This window comes from Streptosporangium pseudovulgare, assembly GCF_014648055.1.
Lineage (GTDB): Bacteria > Actinomycetota > Actinomycetes > Streptosporangiales > Streptosporangiaceae > Streptosporangium > Streptosporangium pseudovulgare.
On record NZ_BMQJ01000018.1, the window covers coordinates 147,296 to 169,370 of the forward strand.

10 protein-coding genes are annotated in these 22,075 nt (G+C 71.2%); 3 read left to right on the plus strand and 7 right to left on the minus strand.

Going from position 1 to position 22,075, the window contains the following annotated elements; genetic code table 11:
- Window positions 1–134 precede the first annotated feature (134 nt).
- Window positions 135–1,331 (plus strand): tyrosine-type recombinase/integrase, encoded by a 1,197-nt coding sequence (locus IEZ10_RS30420; protein WP_189249954.1) that lies wholly within the window; start codon window positions 135–137, stop codon window positions 1,329–1,331.
- 347 nt (window positions 1,332–1,678) lie between these two features.
- On the opposite strand, the gene IEZ10_RS30425 is transcribed toward IEZ10_RS30420, so the two are convergent.
- From IEZ10_RS30425 to IEZ10_RS30435, 3 genes are read right to left on the minus strand one after another with little or no spacing between them, the layout of a single operon-like run.
- On the minus strand, window positions 1,679–2,989 hold the full coding sequence (locus IEZ10_RS30425; RefSeq protein WP_189249955.1) for an FAD-binding oxidoreductase: 1,311 nt from the start codon (window positions 2,987–2,989) through the stop codon (window positions 1,679–1,681).
- Between the two features lie 38 nt (window positions 2,990–3,027).
- Window positions 3,028–3,432, minus strand: coding sequence for a DUF4267 domain-containing protein (locus tag IEZ10_RS30430; protein ID WP_189249956.1), 405 nt, complete (start codon window positions 3,430–3,432; stop codon window positions 3,028–3,030).
- Between the two features lie 34 nt (window positions 3,433–3,466).
- Entirely contained in the window at window positions 3,467–4,105 is a 639-nt protein-coding gene (locus tag IEZ10_RS30435) for a hemerythrin domain-containing protein (protein ID WP_189249957.1), read from the minus strand.
- Between the two features lie 112 nt (window positions 4,106–4,217).
- Here IEZ10_RS30435 and IEZ10_RS30440 point away from each other — a divergent pair, with 112 nt between their 5' ends.
- On the plus strand, window positions 4,218–7,487 hold the full coding sequence (locus tag IEZ10_RS30440) for an ATP-binding protein (RefSeq protein WP_189249958.1): 3,270 nt from the start codon (window positions 4,218–4,220) through the stop codon (window positions 7,485–7,487).
- A gap of 158 nt (window positions 7,488–7,645) precedes the next feature.
- Here the strand turns inward: IEZ10_RS30440 and IEZ10_RS30445 are convergent, their stop codons facing one another.
- From IEZ10_RS30445 to IEZ10_RS39390, 4 genes are all read right to left on the minus strand, one after another.
- Window positions 7,646–13,792, minus strand: a complete 6,147-nt coding sequence (locus tag IEZ10_RS30445) for an RHS repeat domain-containing protein (protein WP_189249959.1) — start codon at window positions 13,790–13,792, stop codon at window positions 7,646–7,648.
- A gap of 338 nt (window positions 13,793–14,130) precedes the next feature.
- Window positions 14,131–18,312: a LamG-like jellyroll fold domain-containing protein gene (locus IEZ10_RS30450; protein ID WP_189249960.1), complete on the minus strand. Its 4,182-nt coding sequence runs from the start codon at window positions 18,310–18,312 to the stop codon at window positions 14,131–14,133.
- 377 nt (window positions 18,313–18,689) lie between these two features.
- Window positions 18,690–19,316, minus strand: a complete 627-nt coding sequence (locus IEZ10_RS30455) for a DinB family protein (protein WP_229811801.1) — start codon at window positions 19,314–19,316, stop codon at window positions 18,690–18,692.
- Window positions 19,313–19,648 (minus strand): site-specific integrase, encoded by a 336-nt coding sequence (locus IEZ10_RS39390; RefSeq protein WP_229811802.1) that lies wholly within the window; start codon window positions 19,646–19,648, stop codon window positions 19,313–19,315. The genes IEZ10_RS30455 and IEZ10_RS39390 overlap by 4 nt, the downstream gene beginning before the upstream one ends.
- Window positions 19,649–20,437: 789 nt before the next feature.
- Here IEZ10_RS39390 and IEZ10_RS30465 point away from each other — a divergent pair.
- Window positions 20,438–21,592, plus strand: coding sequence for an MFS transporter (locus IEZ10_RS30465; RefSeq protein ID WP_189249961.1), 1,155 nt, complete (start codon window positions 20,438–20,440; stop codon window positions 21,590–21,592).
- The last annotated feature ends 483 nt before the right edge of the window (window positions 21,593–22,075 follow it).

Below are 22,075 nucleotides of genomic sequence, written 5' to 3' on the forward strand. Positions count from 1 at the left end.
GCCGTCTCCACCGGGGCGGGGCACGCGGCGCGCACCGTGCCGGTGGTGACCGGCCTCGCCGTACTCGCCGCCCGGCACATACGCCGCCCGCCACTCCACTGACTCAACGGCCCCCATCCGAGAGAATCATCCGTATGAGCCTTGCGGACCCCGAACCCGACCGCGCCGACGCGGAGGCCGGCGGTAAGGATGCCGTCTCACCGCCGGTGCGATCCTCGGCCGCGTCGAGCGCGCTGGCGCCGCTGATGGCCTCCGGCGCCCTGCTGCTGGACTCCCCCTCCGAGGAGGAGGAGGAGGAGGGAGCCGAGCTGGTGTGGCTGCACGAACACAACGCCGCCCCGATCGCGCTGCCGCCCAAGGGCAGCTCCCCGCCCGCCCGCACTCCCGCGGAGCTGGCCACGCTGCTGCGCGCGGTCCAGGCCCCCGAGGAGGCACTGGCCGCCACGGCGGGCTGGCTGCTGTCGGACCGGCGCTCCTCACCCGCCACCCAGCGCAACTACCTGCGGGACATCTCCTGGTGGCTGTGGTGGGTCCAGGCCCGCGGCCTGCACCTGGGCGACGCGCCGTTCTTCGAGGCCGACCTGTACGCCGCGGCCATGCGCGGCGCCGGCCTGTCGGCCAACACCCGGCTCGCCCGCATCAGCGCCGCCTCCTCCTGGTACGTCTACCTGCGCCGCGCGAATGCCGCCACGACCAACCCCTTCGACGGCATGGACCGGCCCAAACGCCGGCTGCTGGCACCCACCCGCTACATCACCGGCCCCGAACTCGACGAGATGGTCGCCGAAACCGTCGCCGGCGAATCCCCGCGCACCCAGGCGATCATGGCGGTGCTGCGCGGCACCGCCTGCCGCGTCAGCTCCCTGCTGGGCGTGCAACTGCACCAGCTCACCCACCAGGGCCGGTTCCGGGTGCTGCAGCTACCGGTCAAGGGCGGCGGCATCCACCCCGTCAAGGTCAGCTCGTACATGGGTGAGCTGATCGACGGCTACCTCGCCGAACGCGGCACCGCCCCCGGCCCCCTGTTCGTCTCGCGCACCGGCCGCCCGCTGCAGCGCACCTACATCCGCGAGCTCATCCAGCGCCTCGCCGCCGCCGTCGGCGTGCCCGACGCCCGGCAGCTGTCCATCCACGGCATCCGCCACAGCGTGGCCACCGCCCTGCTCGACGCCGGCGAGGACCTGTCGGTGGTCCAGGCCCTGCTCGGCCACGCCAGCCCCGACACCACCCAGGTCTACGCCCACCCCGACACCCTCACCCGCTCCCCCGCCGACAGGATCGACCAGCGCATGGCCATCGCCGCCGAACGCCGCACCCGACACGCCCGCTGAAGGGTCACAGACATATCGACAGCTCGCGCCGCGCGGCGTCAGCCTTCGGCTCCTGCCCCGAGAAGCTGACGCGGCGGCTGGCGGCCGAGGTGGCGCACGCCGAACGCCGGCCGGATCGGGTGCGGGAGGAGTTGCCGCGGCACCGCCGCCAAGAGCGGATGGAGCCCCGGCATCGGACCGGGTCACGCGGATGGTGTGGTCGGCGGTGCACCGGAAATCCCTCATTGTGCGAGTCCTTCCTGTGCGGATGCGCCCTTCACAGTGCTCGCGGCGACATCTGTCACGCGGGTGTGGTGCGGCCCCGCCGCCGTGGCGGGCGGAGGGGCCGTGACCTGCTGGGAACCGATCTATCCGAGCACCGGGTAGTTCGCGCGGAACACGTTGTGCGGGTCACGGGCCCGCTTGATCTCTCGCAGCCGCGCGAGCGTTCCGTCGGAGAAGGCGTCGGCCGCCGTCTCTCCGGGGGACAGCAGGGTGTACGGCTTGCGCCCGCTGACGTAGGCCCCCAGGTCGGCGACGACCTCGGCCTGCTTGGCGCGCGTAGCGTCGGCCGCGTGCGGCAGCCCGAGCCCCAGCAGCCCGAGCAGGTACGGCTCAGCCACCGCGCCGCTCGCACCGGCCCCGCCACCCGGCTCGGCGAGCGCACCACCCAGATGCCGGATCTGCAGGTTGATGAGCGGTTCGACCGGCGTGGCCAGCAGCAGCTCCACCGCGTCCGCGTCCAGGCCGGTGAGCAGCTCGCCACGGGCGATGGACGGCGCCGGATCGGTGGGCTCCGCGGTAATGCCGCCCAGATCGGCGACCGGGACGACGCCGCGACTGTCGGAGACTGCGCTCCCGATCTTGTCGACGCGCGCCAGCAGGTCCTCGCCCCGCGCCGCCTCACCCCGGTACACCAGGTCCAGCGTCACCATCGGCGGCGCGCCGGGCGGCTGGAACCGGTTGATCCACACGCTGAGTTCCCGCGGCGCCTCGGCGGTGATCTCCAGGAACGCGTCGAACACCTCCCTGGTCCGGTGCTCCGGCCAGATCACCCGCCCGCCGTACAGGACCGGCGCGGGATACAGGTCGAGTTCGAGGGCGGTCACCATCGCGAAGTCCCCGCCGCCGCCGCGCAGCGCCCAGAACAGGTCGGGGTCGGACTCGGCGGTCACCCGGCCCGGCTCGCCGTCGGCGTCCACGATGTCGATGGCCCGCACGCTGCCGGAGGCCAAGCCGTACTCGCGGCTGAACCAGCCGACCCCGCCGCCCAGGGTGTAGCCGGTCACGCTGACCCCCGGCGCGCTGCCGGCCAGGCCGGTCAGACCCAGCGGACCGGCCGCCGCCAGCACCTGCCCCCACTTCACACCCGCGCCCACCCGGACCACGCGCTCCTGTGCGCGTACCTCCACCTCGTTCAACCGGCCGGTACGCAACAGGATCAGGCCTTCCACATCACCGGAGGCGCCGTGCCCGCTCGGCTGCGCGGTCACCGTCATACCCGCCCGCCGCGCGTAACGCACGAGCGCCGCCACGTCATCGGCATCCGCGGCCTCCGCCACGGCCGCCACCGGCTGCCTGACGGTCAGATTCCACGCGGTGGCCGCCTGTTCGAAGCCGTCGTCACCGGGCAGGAGCACGCGCCCCTTCAGGACACCGCGCAGATCATTGATCGTCATAGTCGTCTCCCTTTTCGAGTTGTCAGAGAATGCGGACGTCAGGCGGGCTGCGCGGCGGTCGCCGGGGTGGTGCTAGTCTCGCGGAGGATCAGCAACCCCGTGACCGCGATCAGCGCCGCGGTCAGGCCGTGGATGCCGAGCGCGGCGGCCGTGGATCCGTGGTGGGCCAGGACGTTGACCATGTCGCCGAACGGGGCGACGGCCGTCATCAGCAGGACCCAGCCCAACGGGCGGCGGTGGCCTGTCACCAGCAGGATGCCCATGGCCAGGCCCATCGCGATCTCGCGGCTGCCCTTCACGATGGAGAAGCCGCTGCCGTCAGAGGGCCAGTTCGCCAGCCCCGGGAAGGTGGTCCCGAGGGGCAGGACGAAGGACAACCCGAGGTAGAGGGTGAACAGGACGACGACGGCGGCCAGGACGGTGTTGAGCTTCTTCAGCGACATGGTCGTTCTCCTTGTATGTACGGACGGGCAGGGTTCAGCCGCGGACACGGCGGATGTGGCGGGCGTAGCGGGGGCGGCCGATGACGTGCCAGATGACGCGGACCGGGGCGGGAAGGCCGCTGAGGACGATGGCGCGCTCGGCCGGGTTCGCGTCCTCCAGGACGGCGCCGAAGAGGGTGAGCAGGGTGAGCTTGGGCGTGTTGGCCACCAGGTGGTCGCCCAGGGAGGCCCACTCCTGCTCGGTGATGTGCTCGGCGGCGAGCGGGAGGAGGGTGGCCTCCTCGTCGTCGAGGTGTTCCAGCAGGACCGCGCGGTGCTCGCAGAGGGCGGCCACGAGGGTGTCGCGTTCGTCGGCGCCCGCGGTGGCCTCCCAGGCCGGGACCGCGGCGTCCAGCCTGCTCAGGGTGGCCGCGACGCGCTCGTGCTGGGCCTGCATGCGCAGCACGATGTCGGCCTCCAGGTCCACCCGGGACAGCAGCGGCGGCCACAGCAGCTCGTCCTCGCCCTCGTGATGGTTGTGCAGGCCCAGCCGGTAGACGCGGAAGTGGCCGGCGATCACCTTGGCGCGAGCGGTGTCACCCGGGGCGACGGCCGTGACGAGCTCCACCAGCAGCCGGGACTCCCGGCGGAGGACGCGGTGGATGATCTCCATGTCCTGGGTGTCGACGCTCATCTGTTCCTGCCCTTCATCGGTGGTGATGTGTTCAGGCTGCTCCTGGGTGTTTGGAGGGCATTTGGAGGGCATTTGGAGCTGATTTGGAACGTCCACGTACGATGTGCGGATCATGGTTTTCATCCGGGTGCTGGGCTCGTTCGTGGCCGAGGTCGGCGGCGAGCCCGTTCCCCTGGGCGGGCCGCGCCAGCGGGGCGTGCTGGCGTTGCTGGTGGCGGCGCGCGGGCAGGTCGTGCCGGTCGACCGGATGATCGAGGATCTGTGGCGCGGGGAGCCGCCCGCGCGGGCGCTGATGTCCCTGCAGGCGTACGTGTCCAACCTGCGCCGGTTGCTGGAGCCCGGACGCCCGCCGCGCACGCCGGCCCGGCTGCTGGTGAGCGCGCCACCCGGTTATGCGCTGCGGCTGCCGCCGGATGCGGTGGACGCGTGGCGGTTCGAGGACCTGCTCGACCAGGCCCGGGCGGTCCCCGACCCCCGCGCCGCCCGGTCCCGGCTCGCCGAGGCGCTGCGGCTGTGGCAGGGACCGGCGTTCGCCGAGGCCGCCGACGAGCCGTGGGCCGCCGCCGAGACCGCCCGGCTGAACGAGCTGCGCCTGACCGCCACCGAACTGCACGCCGCGGCGGGTCTGCGCATCGGCGACCCCGCCGCGGTGATCCCCGAGGCCGAGCGGCTCACCCGCGACGAGCCGCTGCGCGAGGAGGGCTGGCGGCTGCACGCCCTGGCACTGTGGAGCAGCGGCCGCCAAGCCGACGCGCTGGCGACGCTCCGCCGCGCCCGCGGCATCCTCGCCGAGGAACTCGGACTCGATCCCGGCCCGGACCTGACGGCGTTGGAGGAGGCGATCCTCACCCAGCGCACGGACATCCTCCACGCGTCCGTGCCCCCGCCACCGCCCCCGCCGGCCGCACCGCTGCCGCCGGCCGCACCGCCGACGCGGCCGGCTCCGATCACCGAGGCGCCGTTCGTCGGACGCCAGGCGGAACTGTCGGCACTGGTCACGGCCGCCTCCGAAGCCGCCACCGACGGCGCCCGCATCGCCCTTGTCACCGGCGAGGCCGGGCTCGGCAAGTCGACGCTGCTGGAACACCTGGGCAGGCGGCTCGAACATGACGGATGGCTGGTCGCCGCCGGCCACTGCCCCGAGGTCGACAGCGCGCCGCCCGCGTGGGCCTGGACCGAGGCGCTGAGAGCCGTCGCCGCGGCCACCTCCCCGGGCGAGTTCGCCGACGACCTTGCGCCGCTGCTCACCGACACCGCGCCGGTGACCGCCGACGCCACCGCCGGACGGTTCCGCCTGCGCCAGGCCGTGTGGAAATGGCTCGCGGCCATCGCCGCGCAACGCCCGGTCGCCGTCATGCTGGACGACCTGCACTGGGCGGACACCGCCACGCTGGAACTGCTCGGCGGTGGCCTCGGCATGCGGGCCCCGGTTCTGGTCGTCGCCGCGTACCGCCCGGACGAAAGCGGGCACCTCACCGAAACGCTGGCCACCCTGGCGCGCGCCACGCCCCTCCGCCTGGCGCTGCCGGGGCTGGACGACGCGGCCGTCGCGCAGCTCGTACGGACCGAATGCGAGGCCGACGAGGAGACCATCGCCGGGATCGCCGAGCGCACCGGCGGCAACCCGTTCTATGTCCGCGAAAGCGCCCGGCTGCTGAACGGCGAAGGCGCGCTGGTCGCCCTCTCCGAGGTCCCCGAAGGCGTACGGGACGTCCTGCGCCGCCGCCTCGCACGGCTGCCCGAGGCAGGCGTGGCCATCCTCCGGCTGGCCGCGGTCGCAGGCCGGGAAAGCCCGGTGGACGTCCTCGTGAAGGCCGCCGACACCGACGAGGACGGCGTGCTGAACGCACTGGACGCGGGCGTCATCGCCGGGCTGCTGAACGAGCCCGCCCCCGGACGCGTCCGCTTCGTCCACGCCCTCGTCCGCGACACCCTCATCGCCGACCTCAGCCGCCTCCGCGCAGCCCGCATGCACGCCCGGATCGCCGCCGCTCTCGAAGCCACCGGCGACATCCCGGCGCTGGCCCACCACTACGCGCGCGCCGGCTCCCCCAAGGCCGTCGGCTACTGCGTCCAGGCCGCCGAGCTCGCCGAGGCCCGCTACGCCCACGACGTCGCGGCCGCCCTCCTCACCGACGCGGTCGCCAACTCGACCGGACCGGACGAACGCGTCGAACTGCTCGGCAGGCTGCTGCGGGCGCAGATCCGGGCCGGAGCCGTCGAAGCCGCCCGCGAGACCCGCCGTGAAGCCGTGGAGTACGCCGAGTCCCTGGGCCGCGACGACCTGATGATCGCCGCATTCACCGCCTGGACGGAGCCGACCCCCTGGCAGGCTCGTATGTACGGCACGGTGGACCGGCCCATCGTCGACCGCCTGAGCCGCCTGCTCAAGCGCACCGACCTGGCCCCTTCGGTACGGTCCCGGCTCCTGACGGCGTACGTGGACGAACTGGCCGGCGAGGACGACCCGACCGTTCTGGAGGCGGCACGGGAGGCGCTCGACCTCGCCACCGGACCCCGGCTGCGGGCCGCGGCACTCCAGAGCCTGGCCCGAGTCCACGGCGACGCCGAGCTCTGCCGAGAACTCGTGGCGATCGGCACCGAGCACGACCTGCCCGTCTACCGCGTCACCGGGCTGATCAACCACGCCGCCGTCGCCGCCGCCGCCAACGACCCGGTGACCGTGCACCAGGCGACCACCGAGGCCCTGGACCTCGCGCGCACCTACCGAATGCGCGAGGCGATCGCCGTCGCCGAGACCACGCTGGCGACCCTGGCGCTCGTCGAAGGCCGATTCGCCGACGCCGAACGGCTCTACACCGAGGCCGCCGAGGGCATGCGGCGCGCCGGATCGGTGCACGCCACGGGCTTCCTCCAACTCACCCTGGCCACGATCCGGCTGAACGACGGCACGCTCGGTGCGCACCTGGACGACGTGCGCGCCCTCCACGCCGTGCTCGGCGCCATGACCTCCGACCTGCTCGCGCTCGCCCTCCACGCCAACGGCCTGGACGCCGAAGCCCGCGAGGTCCGCGCGTCACCCGGTCCGATCCGCCCCGACTTCTTCTTCATCTTCCTCACAACGCTGCGCGCGATGGCCATCGTCGCCCTGAACGACCGCGACGCCGCCGAGGAGATCTACGCGACGCTGCTTCCGCACCGCAACGACCCCCCGGCGGGCGCCGAGAGCCTGGCGGTGGCGCTGCGCCCGGTCGCCCACACCCTCGGCGAGCTGGCCCTCCTCCTGGGCCGCACCGAGGCCGCCGCCCACTTCACCCAGGCCGCCACCATCGCCGACCGGTGGAACGCACCCCACTGGGCCGCCGAGGCCCGGCTGCAGGCGGCCACTTCCATGGCCGCGGCACGACCGGGACCGCCGTAGGCCACCAGGAAGAGCATGCTCGCCCGGCCGCCCTCGACCACTCAGCGAAATCCGACCGAAACCTCCCCGGACTGCAGGGAGGCCGTCCATGGCGGAATGACGCTCCTCGCGACGGGGCCGGGCACGAATGCACCGGCCCCGTGCCGCGCCGCGTCCTGTCAGCCGAACCATTTCCTGATCTTCGGCAGCGACCGCGCGGCCCAGGCTCCGGCCGTGCTGCCCGCCGCCGCCCCGAGGTAACCGCCGACCCCGGCGCACGCGGGCCCGCACAGCGCGCCGCCCACCGCCCCGCCGGCGAGCGCGCCTCCCGCCGTGGCGACACCCCGGACGACGGCCCGCGCGGTCTTCATGGATCCCGACAGGTCGGTACGGCCCTTGTCCTCAGTCCTCTGCGCCTGATAGTTGTCCCAGCCCGCCAGCGCCACGCCCACGTAGTTGGCGCCCTTGGCGAACTTCGCCAGGCGCAGGGATTTGGTCTGGGCCCGCGTCATCGACTTCAGCATGGCGCTGCGGTAGTAAGCGGACCAGTAGCGGTGGTTCCCGCCGTTCTTGATGGCCTGCAGTTCGGCGGCGAACCTGCCCCGCTGCAGCTCCAGTAACTCGTCACCGTAGTTCATCAGGGGGATGGTCTTCCCGCCGTCCAGCATCGTGCTGAGGAAGGTGGTGCCCAGGCTTCCCAGTCCGAGATTGGTGAACGCCCGGGGATCGAGGTTGCTGACGGCGGTCTGGCCGTAGCCGGGCGGGGTCTCGTACGGCTGGACCGGGCGCAGCAGGGGCACCATCCTGGCCCGCGGCGCGGGACGGTATCCGCCGCCTCCCCCTCCCCCGCCGGAGGAGCAGGAGTACAGGATGCCGCAGCCGATGGGGCCGAGGCTGTTGCGCACCTTCCTGGGGATCTTCGGCCGTGGCGGGTTGAGGATCTGGCACAGCAGCGGCAGCGCCCGGCACAGCGAGGAGCCTCCGCCGCCGCAGTTCCTGCCGGAGTAGTAGCACTCGGTGTTGCCGCGCAGCGGGCCGTCGAGGCCGGAGGGGTCACTCTGGGTGACCGGCGTGTTGTTGGCGTAGACGTAGCCGTTCCAGCTCTGCGGGTGGTCGTCGTTGAAGATCGGATCCACGGAGATGAACCGGCCGGTGTCGGGGTCGTAGAGGCGTGCGCCGAGCTGGGTGAGGCCGGTCGGGTCCTGGGTGCCGCCGACGAAGCCCCTTTCGCCCGGCCAGGCCACGGCTGAGCCGCGCCGTCCGCCGAACGGGGTGAAGCGGCGCACGGTCGTCTGCTGGGTGGCGGCGTTCACGGCGACCTGGGCGGTGTCCTGGTGGTCGAGTGTCAGGAAGGTGACGCCGGCCGTGGTGCGCATGGCGACGGTCTCGTCGCCGTGGCTGTAGTAGCGGGTGGCGACCGGGGCACTCGCTCCGGCGTTCAGCCGTAACTCGGTGTTCGGCAGGTAGAGCGTGGTGCCGCCCGGGTCCTTGCGCAGCAGCCGGTTGCCTTCGGTGTCGTAGACGAAGCTGGTTGTCTTGCCGTTCTCGGTGATCTGGGTCAGCTCGCCCGCGGCACCCCAGCCGAGGGTCTGGACGGCGCCGCCGACGGCACGGGTGAGGGTGTTGCCGCCTGCGTCGTAGGTGTAGGTGTCGGTCCGGGCGCCGTCGCCGCCGGTCTGGGTGACGCGGTCGAGGTGGTGGCCCTGCCCGGACGGGGCGTAGGTGTAGGTGCGGACGGTGTCGGCCGCGCCGCCGCTGCCGTGCCGGACCTCGGAGGTGCGGTTGCTGGCCGTGTCATAGCCGAACGACTGCCAGTAGGGGGCCGGCCCGCCGACGACGGCGGCGGTGGGGGCGCCTTCGCAGGAGGCGTCGCCTTCGGTCCAGGCCCCGGTGAGGCGCTGCAGATGGTCGTAGCGGAAGCACTGGTTGTCGGTGCCGCCTCGCGAGGTGTCGGAGATCGCGGTGATCACTCCGGCGTCGTTGTAACGATAGGTGGCGTCGCGGTCGGCGCCGGTCTGGTTCTCACGCAGCAGGCGGGCGGTCGCCAGACGCTGGGTCCCCCACTCGTAGGTGAAGGTCTGCCAGACGCGTTTGCCGGTGACGCCCAGCTCGTACAGCAACGGCTTGCCGGTGGGAGAGTAGTCGGTGGCGGCCACGTAGGTGCCGAGATTGCTGGTCAGACGGGTGGGGCGCAGGTAGGAGTCGTAGCCGCGCACCACCGACTCGGCGGGCAGGCCCCCGGCGGCGGGCAGGCTCTGGCCGGTGACCGTCTCGTCCAGGCCGTAGGAGGTGGTGAAGACGTAGGTGCCGGCGAGGGGGCCTTCGGCGGCGGGAACGCTGATCGCGGTGGTGTCGGCACGGCCGAGCTGGTCGTAGTGGCGGATCTGGGTGCTGTAGTCGCCGCCGGCCGTGTGCGTGGTCGAGGTGGCGAGCTTTCCCTTGCCGAAGGGTGCGGTGTCGTAGGTGTAGGAGGTCAACAGGGGACCCGTCGCCGAGCCCTCGCGGGTGGCGGTCTTGCGGCCGAGCGCGTCATAGGTGGTGAAGATCTTCTTGCCGCGGGCGTCGGTGGCCGAGGTCTCCCGGTCGAGATCGTCGTAGGTGAAGCTGCTCTGCCCCTTGTCCGGGTCGGTCGTCCTGATCTTGCGGCCGCGCTGGTCGTAGGTGGTGGTCCAGACGGCGCCGGCCGGGCCCGTCACGCTCGCCTGTTCCCCGGCGGGCGTATAGGTGTAGCGGGTGGCGTCGTAGTCGCCGGTGGGGGTGGAGCCGCGGTACTGGCGGCGTTCGATGACCTGACCGCGGGCGTTGGTGATCTCGGTGGTGGGGATGCCGCCCGCGGGCGGGGTGACCGAGACGCGGTTGCCGCCGCCGTAGCCGGTGACCGTACGCCACTTCTCCTGCTCGGGCTGGGAGCCGTTGCCCACCATGAGGATCTCGGCGGTCTTGCGGCCCAGTCCGTCGTACTGGGTACGTGTCTGCGCTTCGACGTTTCCGGGTGTCAGGACGCCGAACAGCTCCGGTTGCGGAGCTCCGGCCGCCGGGTACGGGGCGTAGCTCTTGACCACCTGGCCGCGTTCGTCGTAGAAGGTGTCGGTGATCAGGCGGCCGCCGGGGCCGGGCACCTGGGTCTGCCGGGAGCGCAGCCAGCCGTCCAGCAGTTCGATCTCCGAGACGCGCTCGTCGCCGGTGGCGGTCAGCTCGGTCGTGGTGATCGCGACGATCTTCCGCTCTTCCACCCGGTAGCCGAAGGCGAAGTTGGGCTGCTGGCCGGAGGCTTTGGAACGGTTGGGCTGCCAGACCTTGCTGAGCCGGCCCAGCCCGTCGTAGGCCAGGTCGGTGCGGAGCCGGTTCGCTTCGTCGGTTTTGGCGGTGGGTTCGCCCCAGGCCGGGTCGAGTTCCTCGGTCGTCGTCAGCGGGGTGGCTTCGAGGCCGGGCACCGTCGGCGGTGTCTTGGCGACCTTGGTCGTCAGCCCGCGCGTGTCGGTGTAGACGGTGGTCGAGGTCTGGCCGAGCGCGTCCTTGACCGCGGTGGGGCGGCCGTAGGAGTCGTAGGTGGTCTGCTTGTCGGTGAGGTAGGTGGCCGTGGTGCCGTCGTGGGCGGCCAGCGCGTCGGTCTTGGTCACGTTGCCCCGGCTCGGGGCGGCGCCGTAGGCGCCGTTGTCGTAGTAGGTGCGCACGTCGGAGATGACCTGGCGGGACCGGTCAGGGGTGGCGGTGCAGGCCACCGCGACGGTTTCCACCCGGATGGGGAAGGTCACCATGTGCGCGGTGATGTTGTCGGCGTAGCTGGTGCGGGTGCACTTGTCGTCGTCGGCGGTGGTGACGTCGCCGAGGTCGTTGACCGTGGTGCCGCGGCCGACACCCGGGCCGGACGGGGCGTAGTCGGCGTCGGTCCTGGTCTCGGTCCAGCCGCCGCCGTCCTTGGCGGTCCAGGTGCGGGTGATGTCGGTGTTGACCACGTTGGCCGTCACCGTGCCCCAGGAACGGGTCCGCGAGGCGGTCTGCGCCCGCCACGGGGTCTTGACGGTCCTGGCGTGGACCTGGCCGCCGGGCCCGGTGTAGTCGACCTTGCGCAGCTCGAATCCGGCCAGCGCGTCGTGGTCGGCATGCGTGCCGCCTTCCCCGTCGGACACCGTCACCGACTTCTCGCCGCCCGACTTGTTGAGCCGGTCGCCGTCCATGCCGCGCAGGTAGAAGACGTCGCTCTGGGTGGCGGGGGTGCTGTGGTCGCCGGTCAGGGTTCGCACCTGGCCGTAGCCGCGCCACTGCGACCAGGTCTTGTGCTTCTCCTTGGTGAGCCCGTCGTCGTCGTCGAAATGCCAGGCGGCGCCGCCCAGGTACTCGTACTTGGTGACCATGTTGGGGGCCAGGCCGGTACGGTCGACCTGGGTCACGCTCGTGACGACGTACTTGTGGAACCAGTCGGTGATCGGGTCCTCCCGGCCCGGCGGCTGCCAGATCACCGGGAAGCACCGCCTGGTGTTGGTCTCCGGCGTCGGCAGCGCGCCGAGCGTGCAGTCCGGGTCGCTGTACTTGATGTCGATCTGCCCACCGGACTCGTCGTAGATGGCGCCGAGCCGGTAGCGGATGTAGGCCAGGATGTCATCGCCGGACTTGTCCAGCCGGTTGGGCAGTTGCACGTGCGTGAAGGTCACCTTCGGCAGGGTCACCGGCTTCTCGCCCTCGGAGGCGGCATGCCCGGTGTGCTGGATCGAGGCCAGCAGCAGGTCCCGCTCGACGTCCGCCAGCCCCCAGGTGTGGTCCATCGACCAGGACTCCACGTCGCGGTAACCCGATCCGTCACCCTTGATGACCTGGGTGGTGACTTTCGTCAGCCGCTTACGCGACCAGAATGTGGGCGCCACCGCGCCGTGACCGTCCTTGCACTCCTGGCCGGAGGCGCAGTTCAGATCCCACGGCACGTCCCACCAGCGCTGCGGATTGTCGCCGATCTTCGAGGCGGCGCAGTCGAACGACTCATCGGGCAGGCAGCGTTCGGCGGTGCCGAAGACCACCCGGGCCGGCGCGGTGGCGAACAGGGCGTCCGAGCGCAGCCCGTAGGAGATGGACTTGAGGTAGCCGCCACGGACGTAGGGGGTTTCGTCGCCGGCCTTGAGGTTGCGGCCGTAGTGGTTGGTCTCCTTGGCGTAGGCGTAGGTGATGGCGTTGCCGTCACGGTCGACGACGTGGTCCAGATTCCAGCGGTAGGCCTGCTGACACCAGGAGGCGGCGAATCCGGAGGACTTGTGGCAGGGCTCGCCGTCGTCGTCGCCGAACACCGGGACGGTCCAGGCCGAGGCGGTCTCGGGTCTGCCGTCGGCCCAGCCCGGCAGCCGGTTGCGGCCGAAGAAGTACTGCACGCCGTCGGTGCCGGTGACCCGCCAGTACTCGCCGTCGTCGTCGCCGTTGACCGCGCCGGTGAGCTTCTCGAACCTGGTGCCGTCGTCGTTCTTCAGCCGCCAGGTCCCGTCCGTGGCCTTGACCAGCTCACCGGCCCTGCCGTTCCAGGAGACGGTGGCGTTGTCGTATCCCCAGCACTGGTCGCCCGGGTGGTTGCCCCAGGAGTCCTTGGGGGCGCCGTCGTCCTCACAGGAGGTGTAGCGGCGTTCGATGAAGCCGGGCGACAGCTCGAAACCCTGACCCGCCCAGGACGGCTGGCCGTTGGTGTTGCCGGTCCTGCCGTCCACGCTGCCCGAGGAGTACGTCAGCGCGACCTCCGGCTTCAGGTCCCCCGGCACCGGCGGCACCCGCATCGGATAGGTCCAGGTGAACTCCCCGGCGTTGCCGCCGGCCTCCCAGGTGGCCGACGGCGACAGCGAACTGGCCTTGTAATCGCCCTGCGACCCCGCCTCGCCGGCGGCGGCCATCAGCACCGCCCCGGACCCCGCCTCGACCTCGGCCGTCAAGGTGGCGGCCGCCCCGTCGTTCGCGGCGGGCAGCGGTTCAGCCACGCGGCAACCCGGAAGACGCGGGGTCGTCAGCACGCAGGCCGGCAGCCGTACCAGGCGCAGCCTGCTGCCGTACGCGCCGCCATAGGCCTGGGCGAAGGAGGAGTAGTCGAGGCGCACACCGACGCGGCCCGCCCCGGCGGCGTCCGCGGCGCCTGTGGTGTCTGTGGTGTCTGTGGTGTCTGTGGTGTCTGTGGCGGCCACGGTGAGCACGAGCCCGTCCAGGCCCGCCCCGGCGGCGGCGGCCCGGTCGAGCACCGATACGCGCACCCTGCCCGCGGGGCGTTGCGCCGCGCGCCGGGCCTGCGCCGGAAGGTCGCGCGCCGGCAGGACCCACACGGGCAGCCGGCCCGCCCGCACCGGCTCGCCCGTGCCCGGCACATCCACCTCGGCGCTGCCCGCCGCGGGCCAGGCGGCCTTGGGCGGCGATGCCGGCCGGGCCGCCGGATCGGCCGCGCGAGGAAGAGCCGTCAGGCCTCTCCCCTGAACGGGACGTTCAGTGCGAGCCGATTCGGGGCGTTCGTTGACAGGCAACGGGTCGGCCAACGCCGGAACGCCGGGCAGGACCCCGGTCAAGCACACCACCGCCGTGCTCAGCACGGACCCGCGCAGTACCGCACGCTTCAGGCTTACCTTCATCACGATCTCCACGGGCCGGGGCAGCCGACAGGGGGATTCAGCCCGGCCCCCGCACAGGGAGCCGGGCGGCCGACGGGACGTCAGGGACCGGCAGCGGTGTCCAGCTCACCGCCGATGGCCAGCATCTGGACCTGCTCCTGGGTGAGCGCGCCTTGGTAGGCCCACACATCGTCGATGGCGTCAGGCCAGAACTCGCCGCCGAACCTGCTGCGGCCGACCTGCAGCCCGCCGTTGGCGGCGTTGAACCCGAACACCTGGTCCTCCTGGGAGACACCGAGGGAGGTCTCCTCAAGCTGGCCGTTGACGTACAGGCTCATCCGGTCGCGCAGCGCGTCGTAGACGATCGCGACGTGGTCCCAGTCCCACTCGGTGAACGCCGAGTGCCCGGTCTGGCGCAGGTCGCCGGCGAGGGTGGTGTCGGCGTTGCGCATCTGCAGCTGCCAGCCGCCGGTGTCGGGGTCGGCCGGATCCGGCACATAACGCAGAGCGAAGGCGTTGGCGTTCACCCCGGCCTGGGCGAACACCGTCCTGGCCGTCTGCGGACGGCCCATGTTGCGCACCCAGCCGGCCACCGTGAAGCTGTCGTCGGCCTGCACCGGCGGGGCGGCCGTCTCGGCGTAGGCGGTGGTGCCGTTGAGCAGCAGCCCGGCGCTGGAGACGTACCGGAAACCCGCGGCGGGGTCGATGAGCGCACCGCCCTTGAGCGTGAGGCTCTGGGAGCCGGCGGGTTCACCCCTTCCGTCGGTGTTGAGCTTCCAGCGTCCCTTCACCACGGGGTGCTGGGTGACGAGTTCCTCGGCCTCGACCGCGCCCACGGACCGGTCGTAGATCCGCACGTCGTCGATCAGACCGGGCCATTGGTCCACGTAGGCGCCCAGCCACTTGCTGCGGCCGATCTGCAGCCCGCCGCCGGCGTGCCAGACCGCGTCGAGCGGTCCGCTGTCGGTGCCCTGCTCACCGTTGACGTAGATGCGCAGTTTCCTGGTCACCGCGTCGTAGACGCCGACCAGATGCGTCCAGGAACCGGCGGACGGCGTCGCCTTGGAAACCGCCTGGTACCAGCCGCTCTCGTCGGTGTCGGTCTTGGACTTGGCGAACACCCATTTCTTGATGCCGCCCTCATACTTGAGGTAGAAGCCGCTCTTGCGCGAACCGTCCTGCGACACGACCGAGTAGTGCTTGTCGAGCTGGCTCGTCTCCAGGCGCACCCATGCCGACACCGCGAAGCTCTTGGCGGTGTCCACGACAGGACCGGCCGTGGCCGCGTACCCGGTGGCACCGTCCAGCCGCAGCGCCGTACCGTCCTGTCCGTCCTGCCCGAGGGCGGCACCGCCCTTCAGCGCGGCCTGGACGGCCGCGGCGGGAATGCTGTAGATCCGGCCGAGTCCGGCCTCCTCATCCATCGGCCAGTACGCCACGAGGCCGGACGGGTTCCCGCCCGATGTGAGTTGCGGGACCTCCTGGTCCGACAGCGCCCGCTGGTGCAGCCTGACCTCGTCGATGCCGCCGGGCCACCGGTTGACCTGGGCGTCGTTGTACTTGCTGCGGCCGATCTGCAGGGCGCCCGAGGCCTGCCACGCGCTCACCCCGCTCACCGTGCCCGCGAGCTGCCCGCCCACGTAGAGGCGCAGCTGACCGGTGGGCTGGTCGTAGACGCCGGTGAGGTGGGTCCACGCTCCCAGCGGGAGAGGGCTGCTCCCTCTGGCGGAACGCCAGACGCCGCCACCGTCCCCCGCGGTGTCCGTGCTGGGCATCTTGAACTCCGGTTGCCCGGACGGGTTGATGCCGAGCTGGAATCCGCTCTGGTGCGCTCCGTCCTGGGCCAGCGCGTTGAACGTCCCAAGAGCTTTCGGTTTGACCCACGCGGAGACGGTGAAGCTTTCCCGCGTGCGTAGCACCGGCAGGTTCGTCTGGGCGTATCCGCTGGTCCCGTCGAGGGTGAGCGCTGTGCCCGCCTGTCCCGGCTCGCCCAGAGCGGCCCCGCCCCGCACGTAAGCCGCCATGCCCGGGGTCTGGGCCGTCACGGTCGTCGCGCCGGAGCTCTCATCCAGCGTGAACCGGGCCGTCGCGTCCGCGCCCGCACGGGCCCAGAACTCGTAGGTGGTCGGGGCGCTGTTCTGGTCGGCCTGGGTGAACGCCTGGACCGTCAGCAGGTTGGGGCCGGAACGGCTCGGCGCCAAGGCGATCTGGCGCGCGGCGCCGCCGGTCGTGGCGACGGTGGTGAGGGCGGCGCCGTTCAGCTTCAGCTCATAGCGGGCCGCGGCCTTGGCCGGGTCGCTGACGGTGAAGGTGCCCTCGTCGCCGACGCCACCGTGCCAGCTCTGATCGCCGGGGTATTCGGACGAGGACACGACGGGCGCGGCCGGTACCGACGGGTCGTAGTAGAAGTAGCAGCCGGTCTGCGCGCCATCGTAACTCCACGGACCCCACTGGGCGCCGTCCCAGGCCCGTACACCCCATCCGATGATCTTCTTCTGGGGAATGGTGGAGGGAAGTTTGATCTGGTGCCGGCTGCCCGAGGTCAGCGCGGGCGTCAGTGCCGAGGTCCATTTGGCACCCCAGTCCGAGCCGTCGGCCTTGTTGGCCCAGTGCAGCGTGAACTGGCCCTGCACCTTCTTGGCATCCTCGGTGTCCGGGTCCCCCAGATAGGCGTACAGGGTGGACAGATCGTTCACCCATTGGGCCTCGTTCCCAGGCACGCACTTGGTACCGGGGCTGGCGAACATCGACCCGGTGTTGGGCTGGTACGGCGGCCGGTTGTACTGGATGCGCAGGTAGGCGTCGTCGGCGAACCGCTTCCACCACGCCATCGAGCTCTCGCTGTAGGCCTTCAGCCCGAACGTGATGGTCGAGTATCCCTTGTCCACCGCGCTTTGCACATGGGAGCGGAGCTTGGCCCCGCCGAACTCGACCGGCGCGCGTGAGCAGTAGGCCACATCACGCGAGGTGAGATGTTCCAGCCAGGCGTCCTTGGTGTTGTTCCACGTCGCCGCCGAGGTCAGCGCACTGGCCCGCCACAACTGCACCGAGGTGCCGTTGTCGCAGTCGTAGGCCGCGGTCTCATAGGCCACGAACTCGGCCGACTCGATGTACTTGCCCTTGATGGAGGGCAGTTTCATCCGGTAGAAGAGCCGCTTGGTCTGGTTCTTCACGCAGCGGCCGTCCTTGGCGACCTCACAGCGGCCCATGCCTTCGGTGGCGTTGCCGTTGAACTTGGGGTAGTTCTCGTCCGGATAGCCGGAGGAGACCATACCCCAGTAGTAGGCCGCGCTGGTCTGCCAGACCGGGTCGATGTAGACGGGGAAGATGGTGTCGGGCGAGGTCAGCAGCTGCTGATCGGGGGTCAGCGCGAGTTGCCGGGCTCCGAGGCCGACCGGCACCTTCGCGGTGCGCGAGCCCTCGCCGGGCCCTTTGCTCAGGTCAGGCTCACGCGCGGCCGCCGTGTGGGGCCCCGTGCCGTCGGCCGGCAACGAGGAGTCCCACATGATCGGGGAGGGCGCTTCGAACAGGGCCTCGCCGGTGCCGCTGTCCGTGGCCTGCAACACCCCGGCGGAATCCTGGGCCACCGACAGTCGCGTGGTGTTCAGGGTGAACGCCAGCCGAGCCAGCCGCGGGTTCCGAGCCGCGGCGGGTGTCTTGATCACGAGGGTGTGCGAGAAGCCGTCCGCAAGCGCTCGTACGCGCAGGTCGACACCACCGCCGAGGATGTCCCGGTAGACGGCGCTGTCGCCCTCCAGAACGGGCTCGGGCAGCGCTTCCGGCCACGACAACGACAGCTCGCGGCCTGCCCGCGACATCCGTACCAGCGGCTCCTGGCCGCCGCCGGACAGACGCAGCCCGACCGCCGTTGCGACCGGGACGACGCCGGATCCGTCACGCCGCAGCGTGGTGTCGATGTCTGCCCACTGGCCGTCCCGGCGGGTGCGCACCGGCCGCAGGTGCTCGGTCACCTCGAACCGCCCGTTGGGCAGAACCCTGACCGTGCGATGCTCGCCCCGCTGCGACAGCACCTCCACGGGCCGCCGCGACGAGCGCGCCAGCGCCGCGGCGTCGCCCTCGGACGCCGCGGCGTCGGCGGGCGGGCTCACGGCCAGACCCGCGGGCGGCTCGGTGACCGAGGCCGCCGCCGTCTCAAGCGAGCCGGCGACCAGGCAGGTCAGCACGGCGGTGAGCGCCACGCAAGGTGCGAACGCGCGCCTTAATCGGCCCCTGCTTCTGCCGCCGAACACCACCAGCATCACGACCTCGTTCCCCTCACCCACTTGATGATCAGAAAGTAGGCGGCAAGGAAGCAGAGGACCATTCGGCACCCGATTGATCTTCGGCTGCAACGACAGCGGTAGCCGTGACCGAAAGGTAAACCCGCGCGGTACTCGGGGCGCCGCCAAGACTCGTGTCACCAGGTACACGCGATCGCGTCAGACCTGGTGGTGAGCATGGCGACTCTCGCCGTTCGTGCGCCACCATGTCAACGTGCCGGGCCGCTACTCCTTCCGGCTGCCCGATCCGCCCGGCGGTATGAGGCCCCTGCGTGACCCAGACACGGCCGATGAGTGGACCGGGAGGAAGGAAATGGCCGCCGGCCCCGGCCGTTGTCCGGCGGCACACAGCCGCCGGACAAGGTCGCCCACCGCCGAGATCAGACGTCTTCGCGCAGGTACAGGTCGCGCAGCAGGCCGATCTCGCCGCCGTGATGCGCGACCTCCTTCAGAGCGTGCAGCGCGAGCTTCAGATACGTCTCGTCGGCCCAACCGCCGGGGCCCATGCCTATCGGCGCCAACAGGCGCTTGTCGCCGAGGGCTGCGATACGGGAGATGAAGTGCTCCCAGTCCTCGGCGAGCGCCTGGATGCCCTCTTTGGCGGTGCCCGGCCACTCGTGGCGGTCGCCGAACTCGGGAACGTCCTCGAAGCAGTAGATCACGTAGCCGCGCAGACAGAGGTTGCCGATGTGCCAGATGCGCCAGGCGATCGTCGTGACGGGGTCCGGTTCCTCCGGAGCCGATTCCGGAAATAGCGTGGCGACGCGGAAGACGCCGTCGTCGCCGGGGCGGATGCTGATGCAGTCGCTGACCGGCTCCCAGTGGTACTCGGCGTCGGTCAGATCCTTCAGGCGCTCGAACAACCGGTATCGCACGTTTTCGAAGATCGCGAGAATGTCCCGCGTGGCGGGGTCGGGCACGATCATGTCAGCCATGTCAACTCCAGGGCTCGGTGGTTTCGGGTCGGTCGGGATGATCAGGATCGACAGGTCGGCCGGCTCGGTCACGTGCCGCCGCCTCGGCGTGTGTCGCCGGGTGCGGGCAGACTGGTGAGTTCGGCGACGGCGTCCGGCGACGGCTTGAAGTAGCGGCGGACGTTCTCCGCCTTCTTGTGCCGCGACTCGGCCATCGACATCAGCAGGCTCGCCCCCTGCTCCCCGAGGTGGGTCAGACCGGAGTGCCGGAACTCGTGCAGATCCCAGCCTGTGCCCGCCCCGTGCAGCGCGGTGTGCTCGTTCAGCAGGGCGCGGGCCTGGCCGCGGCGGCGGGCCTTGGACTGCGCGCCTTCGGCCCTCACCGGCGCGTGGCGGCCAGTGAAGTCCAGGTCCTCGATGTTCAAGCGGCAGGGTCTCCTCCGCCCGCGCCACGGTCTCGTACAGCATCCGGTAGAAGCACTTCCCCCGCAGGTGCACATCGCGGCGGGCGATCAGTCGGTCGATCGCCATCTTCGGGCGCGCCGGCGTCTCGGAGTCTGGCGGGGTCAAGCGCTTGGCCCAGGTCGGCACCTCCGGGCCGTCGAAGCCGCGCTCGGCGCACCAGGCGAGCCAGGACGGCACCGCCGCCCGGCGGGCGTTCCAGGTGTTCACCGCCATCGAGCCCCACAGTGCTTCGAGGGCCTCGCTGATCTCGTCGTCCGCGACCTGCCCGAGCGGTCGGCGCGCGCCGACCCGTTCGGCGGTCTTGCCGACCCCGATCGCGTAGTTCCGCACCGTGTTCGGGTTGCCGAGCGCGTCGAGGAAGGCGTCCGCGGCGCCGCGGACGGTGAGCGCTTTCCCGGCGGGCAGCTGCGCGACGGTGGCCACCGCTTCCCCCTTGCCACAGATAACAGGGCCGCTTCGCGTAGTGGCCTGGAACCGTCGCCGCAGGTCGCGATCAACGACGCCCCAGATAATAGGGCGTCATCCGTGGCAACACCCGACCTCAACCATCGCGAACACCTCCCTCTACCCGCTCCAAGACCATCCCAATGTGGGTTTTGGGCATATGTGGGCCGACCCCCTCACTGCCACGTCGTGCGGACAGTTATGTTTCTCCTATGTGCAAGCTCCCGGATTAGTCGGTGCCACCGCTCTCGGTGTCCTGACCCATCTCCCGACCGGCCGCCGGTCGGGCTTTTTGTGGAGCTTCCATGTTCAACAATCGTGCCGTTCTGCACGCTTTCGTCGCGGCCGGTGTCGGCCGCCTGTCCTTTTCCACCATCGGCCTTGCCCTGCTGCTCGCCACCGAACAGGCCACTGGCTCCTTCGCCGTAGCGGGCCTGGCCCTCGGGGTGTTCGGCGTGGCGAGCGTCGCCGCGCCGGTCAAGGCCCGTCTCATCGACCGCCTGGGAGCCAGGCGCATGCTGCCGCTGCTCGCCGCGGGCTACGCTGCGGCGCTCCTGCTGACCTGCTATTTCGACGGGCTGCACGTGCCCGCCGCGGCCGTTGCGGGACTCACGGCTCCGCCACTCGGTTCCACCATGCGCGCGGTCTGGGCGCAGCTGCTGCCGGACCCGGCCGACCGGCAGCGCGCCTACAGCCTCGACGCGGTGGTCGAAGAGGTCCTCTTCGCCGCCGGGCCACTACTGGTAGGCGTGATCGTGCTGTGGTCCACGCCCGACACCGCCCTGGTCCTCTGCGCAGGGTTGATGGTCGTGGGCACCGGGACCCTGGTCACCTCGTCGGCGGTCCCCAAACCCGTTACCGTCAAGCGAGATTCACACTGGGCCGGACCGCTGCGTGGGCGTGGCTTCCGCGTCCTGGTCGCGGTTGAGTTCGCCGTCGGTCTGGGCTGCGGACCGGTCGAGGTGGCCGTGGCCGCCAAGGCCGAGGTCGCGGGCCAGCCCGCCGCCGCAGGTTACCTGCTGGCGGCCATGGCGGTGGGCAGCGCGATCGGCGGGCTGGTGTGGGGACGGGTCAAACACGGCCGCCGCACCTCGGTCATCTTGGCCCTGCTCTTGACCGTGCTGACCACCAGCGTCACGGTCGCCTCCTTTGTGCCCTCCCTGCCCGCGCTCGGTGTGGTGCTGGCCGCCTTGGGCCTGGCCAGCGCTCCCGCGCTGGTCGTGGCCTGGCTGGCCGCAGACGAGCTGGCACCGGAGACAGCCCGCCTGGAGGCCAACGCCTGGGTGACCACGGCCGCCAACCTCGGCGTCTCCTTCGGCGCCATGCTGGCGGGCCTGGTCATCCAGCACTCGACGGCCGGGCTCTCGCTGGCGGGCGGCGCAGGTGTCCTCGCGCTAACGACACTGGCGGTGGCGGTCTCGGGCCGGAGCCTGGACCGGGTGATCAAGCCGGTCTCCTGACGCACGCTGCGATCGCCACAGGAGAATCGGCGCGACCGTGGAGGCTGTGAACGGACAAGATGATCTGCGGCTGGGTGGACCTCCCGGCGTTCTTCTCCCGAACGTGACCTCAGCCGCCATGTAGAGCAGTGAGGTCCTGTTCTCGGAAACGCAGAACTGGGATTTCACGTCGGAATCACCTGCGTTCCCGGAAGTCGGTAGCGTCTCCGCTTCCGGAAACACGGTCTACTCTTTCGGCAACGCCGGTCGGGGGTCTGAGCGTCGCGGGCCGGGACCGGCCGGAGAGCCGCAGCCCGGCCCGCGAACACCAGCGGCCCGCCAGGGGTGGGCCGCCTTGAAACCGGAGAGAAAGTTCTCATCCGCACGTTGGCCAACGCGTGTGTCGGGTCTCATGATCTGCGTGACAGATCGTGCTCAGGACCTGTGTGACACTTCGCCGAGTGCTGGCGGAGTTGAGCGTGGTCGAGCAGCGGTACCAAGCCG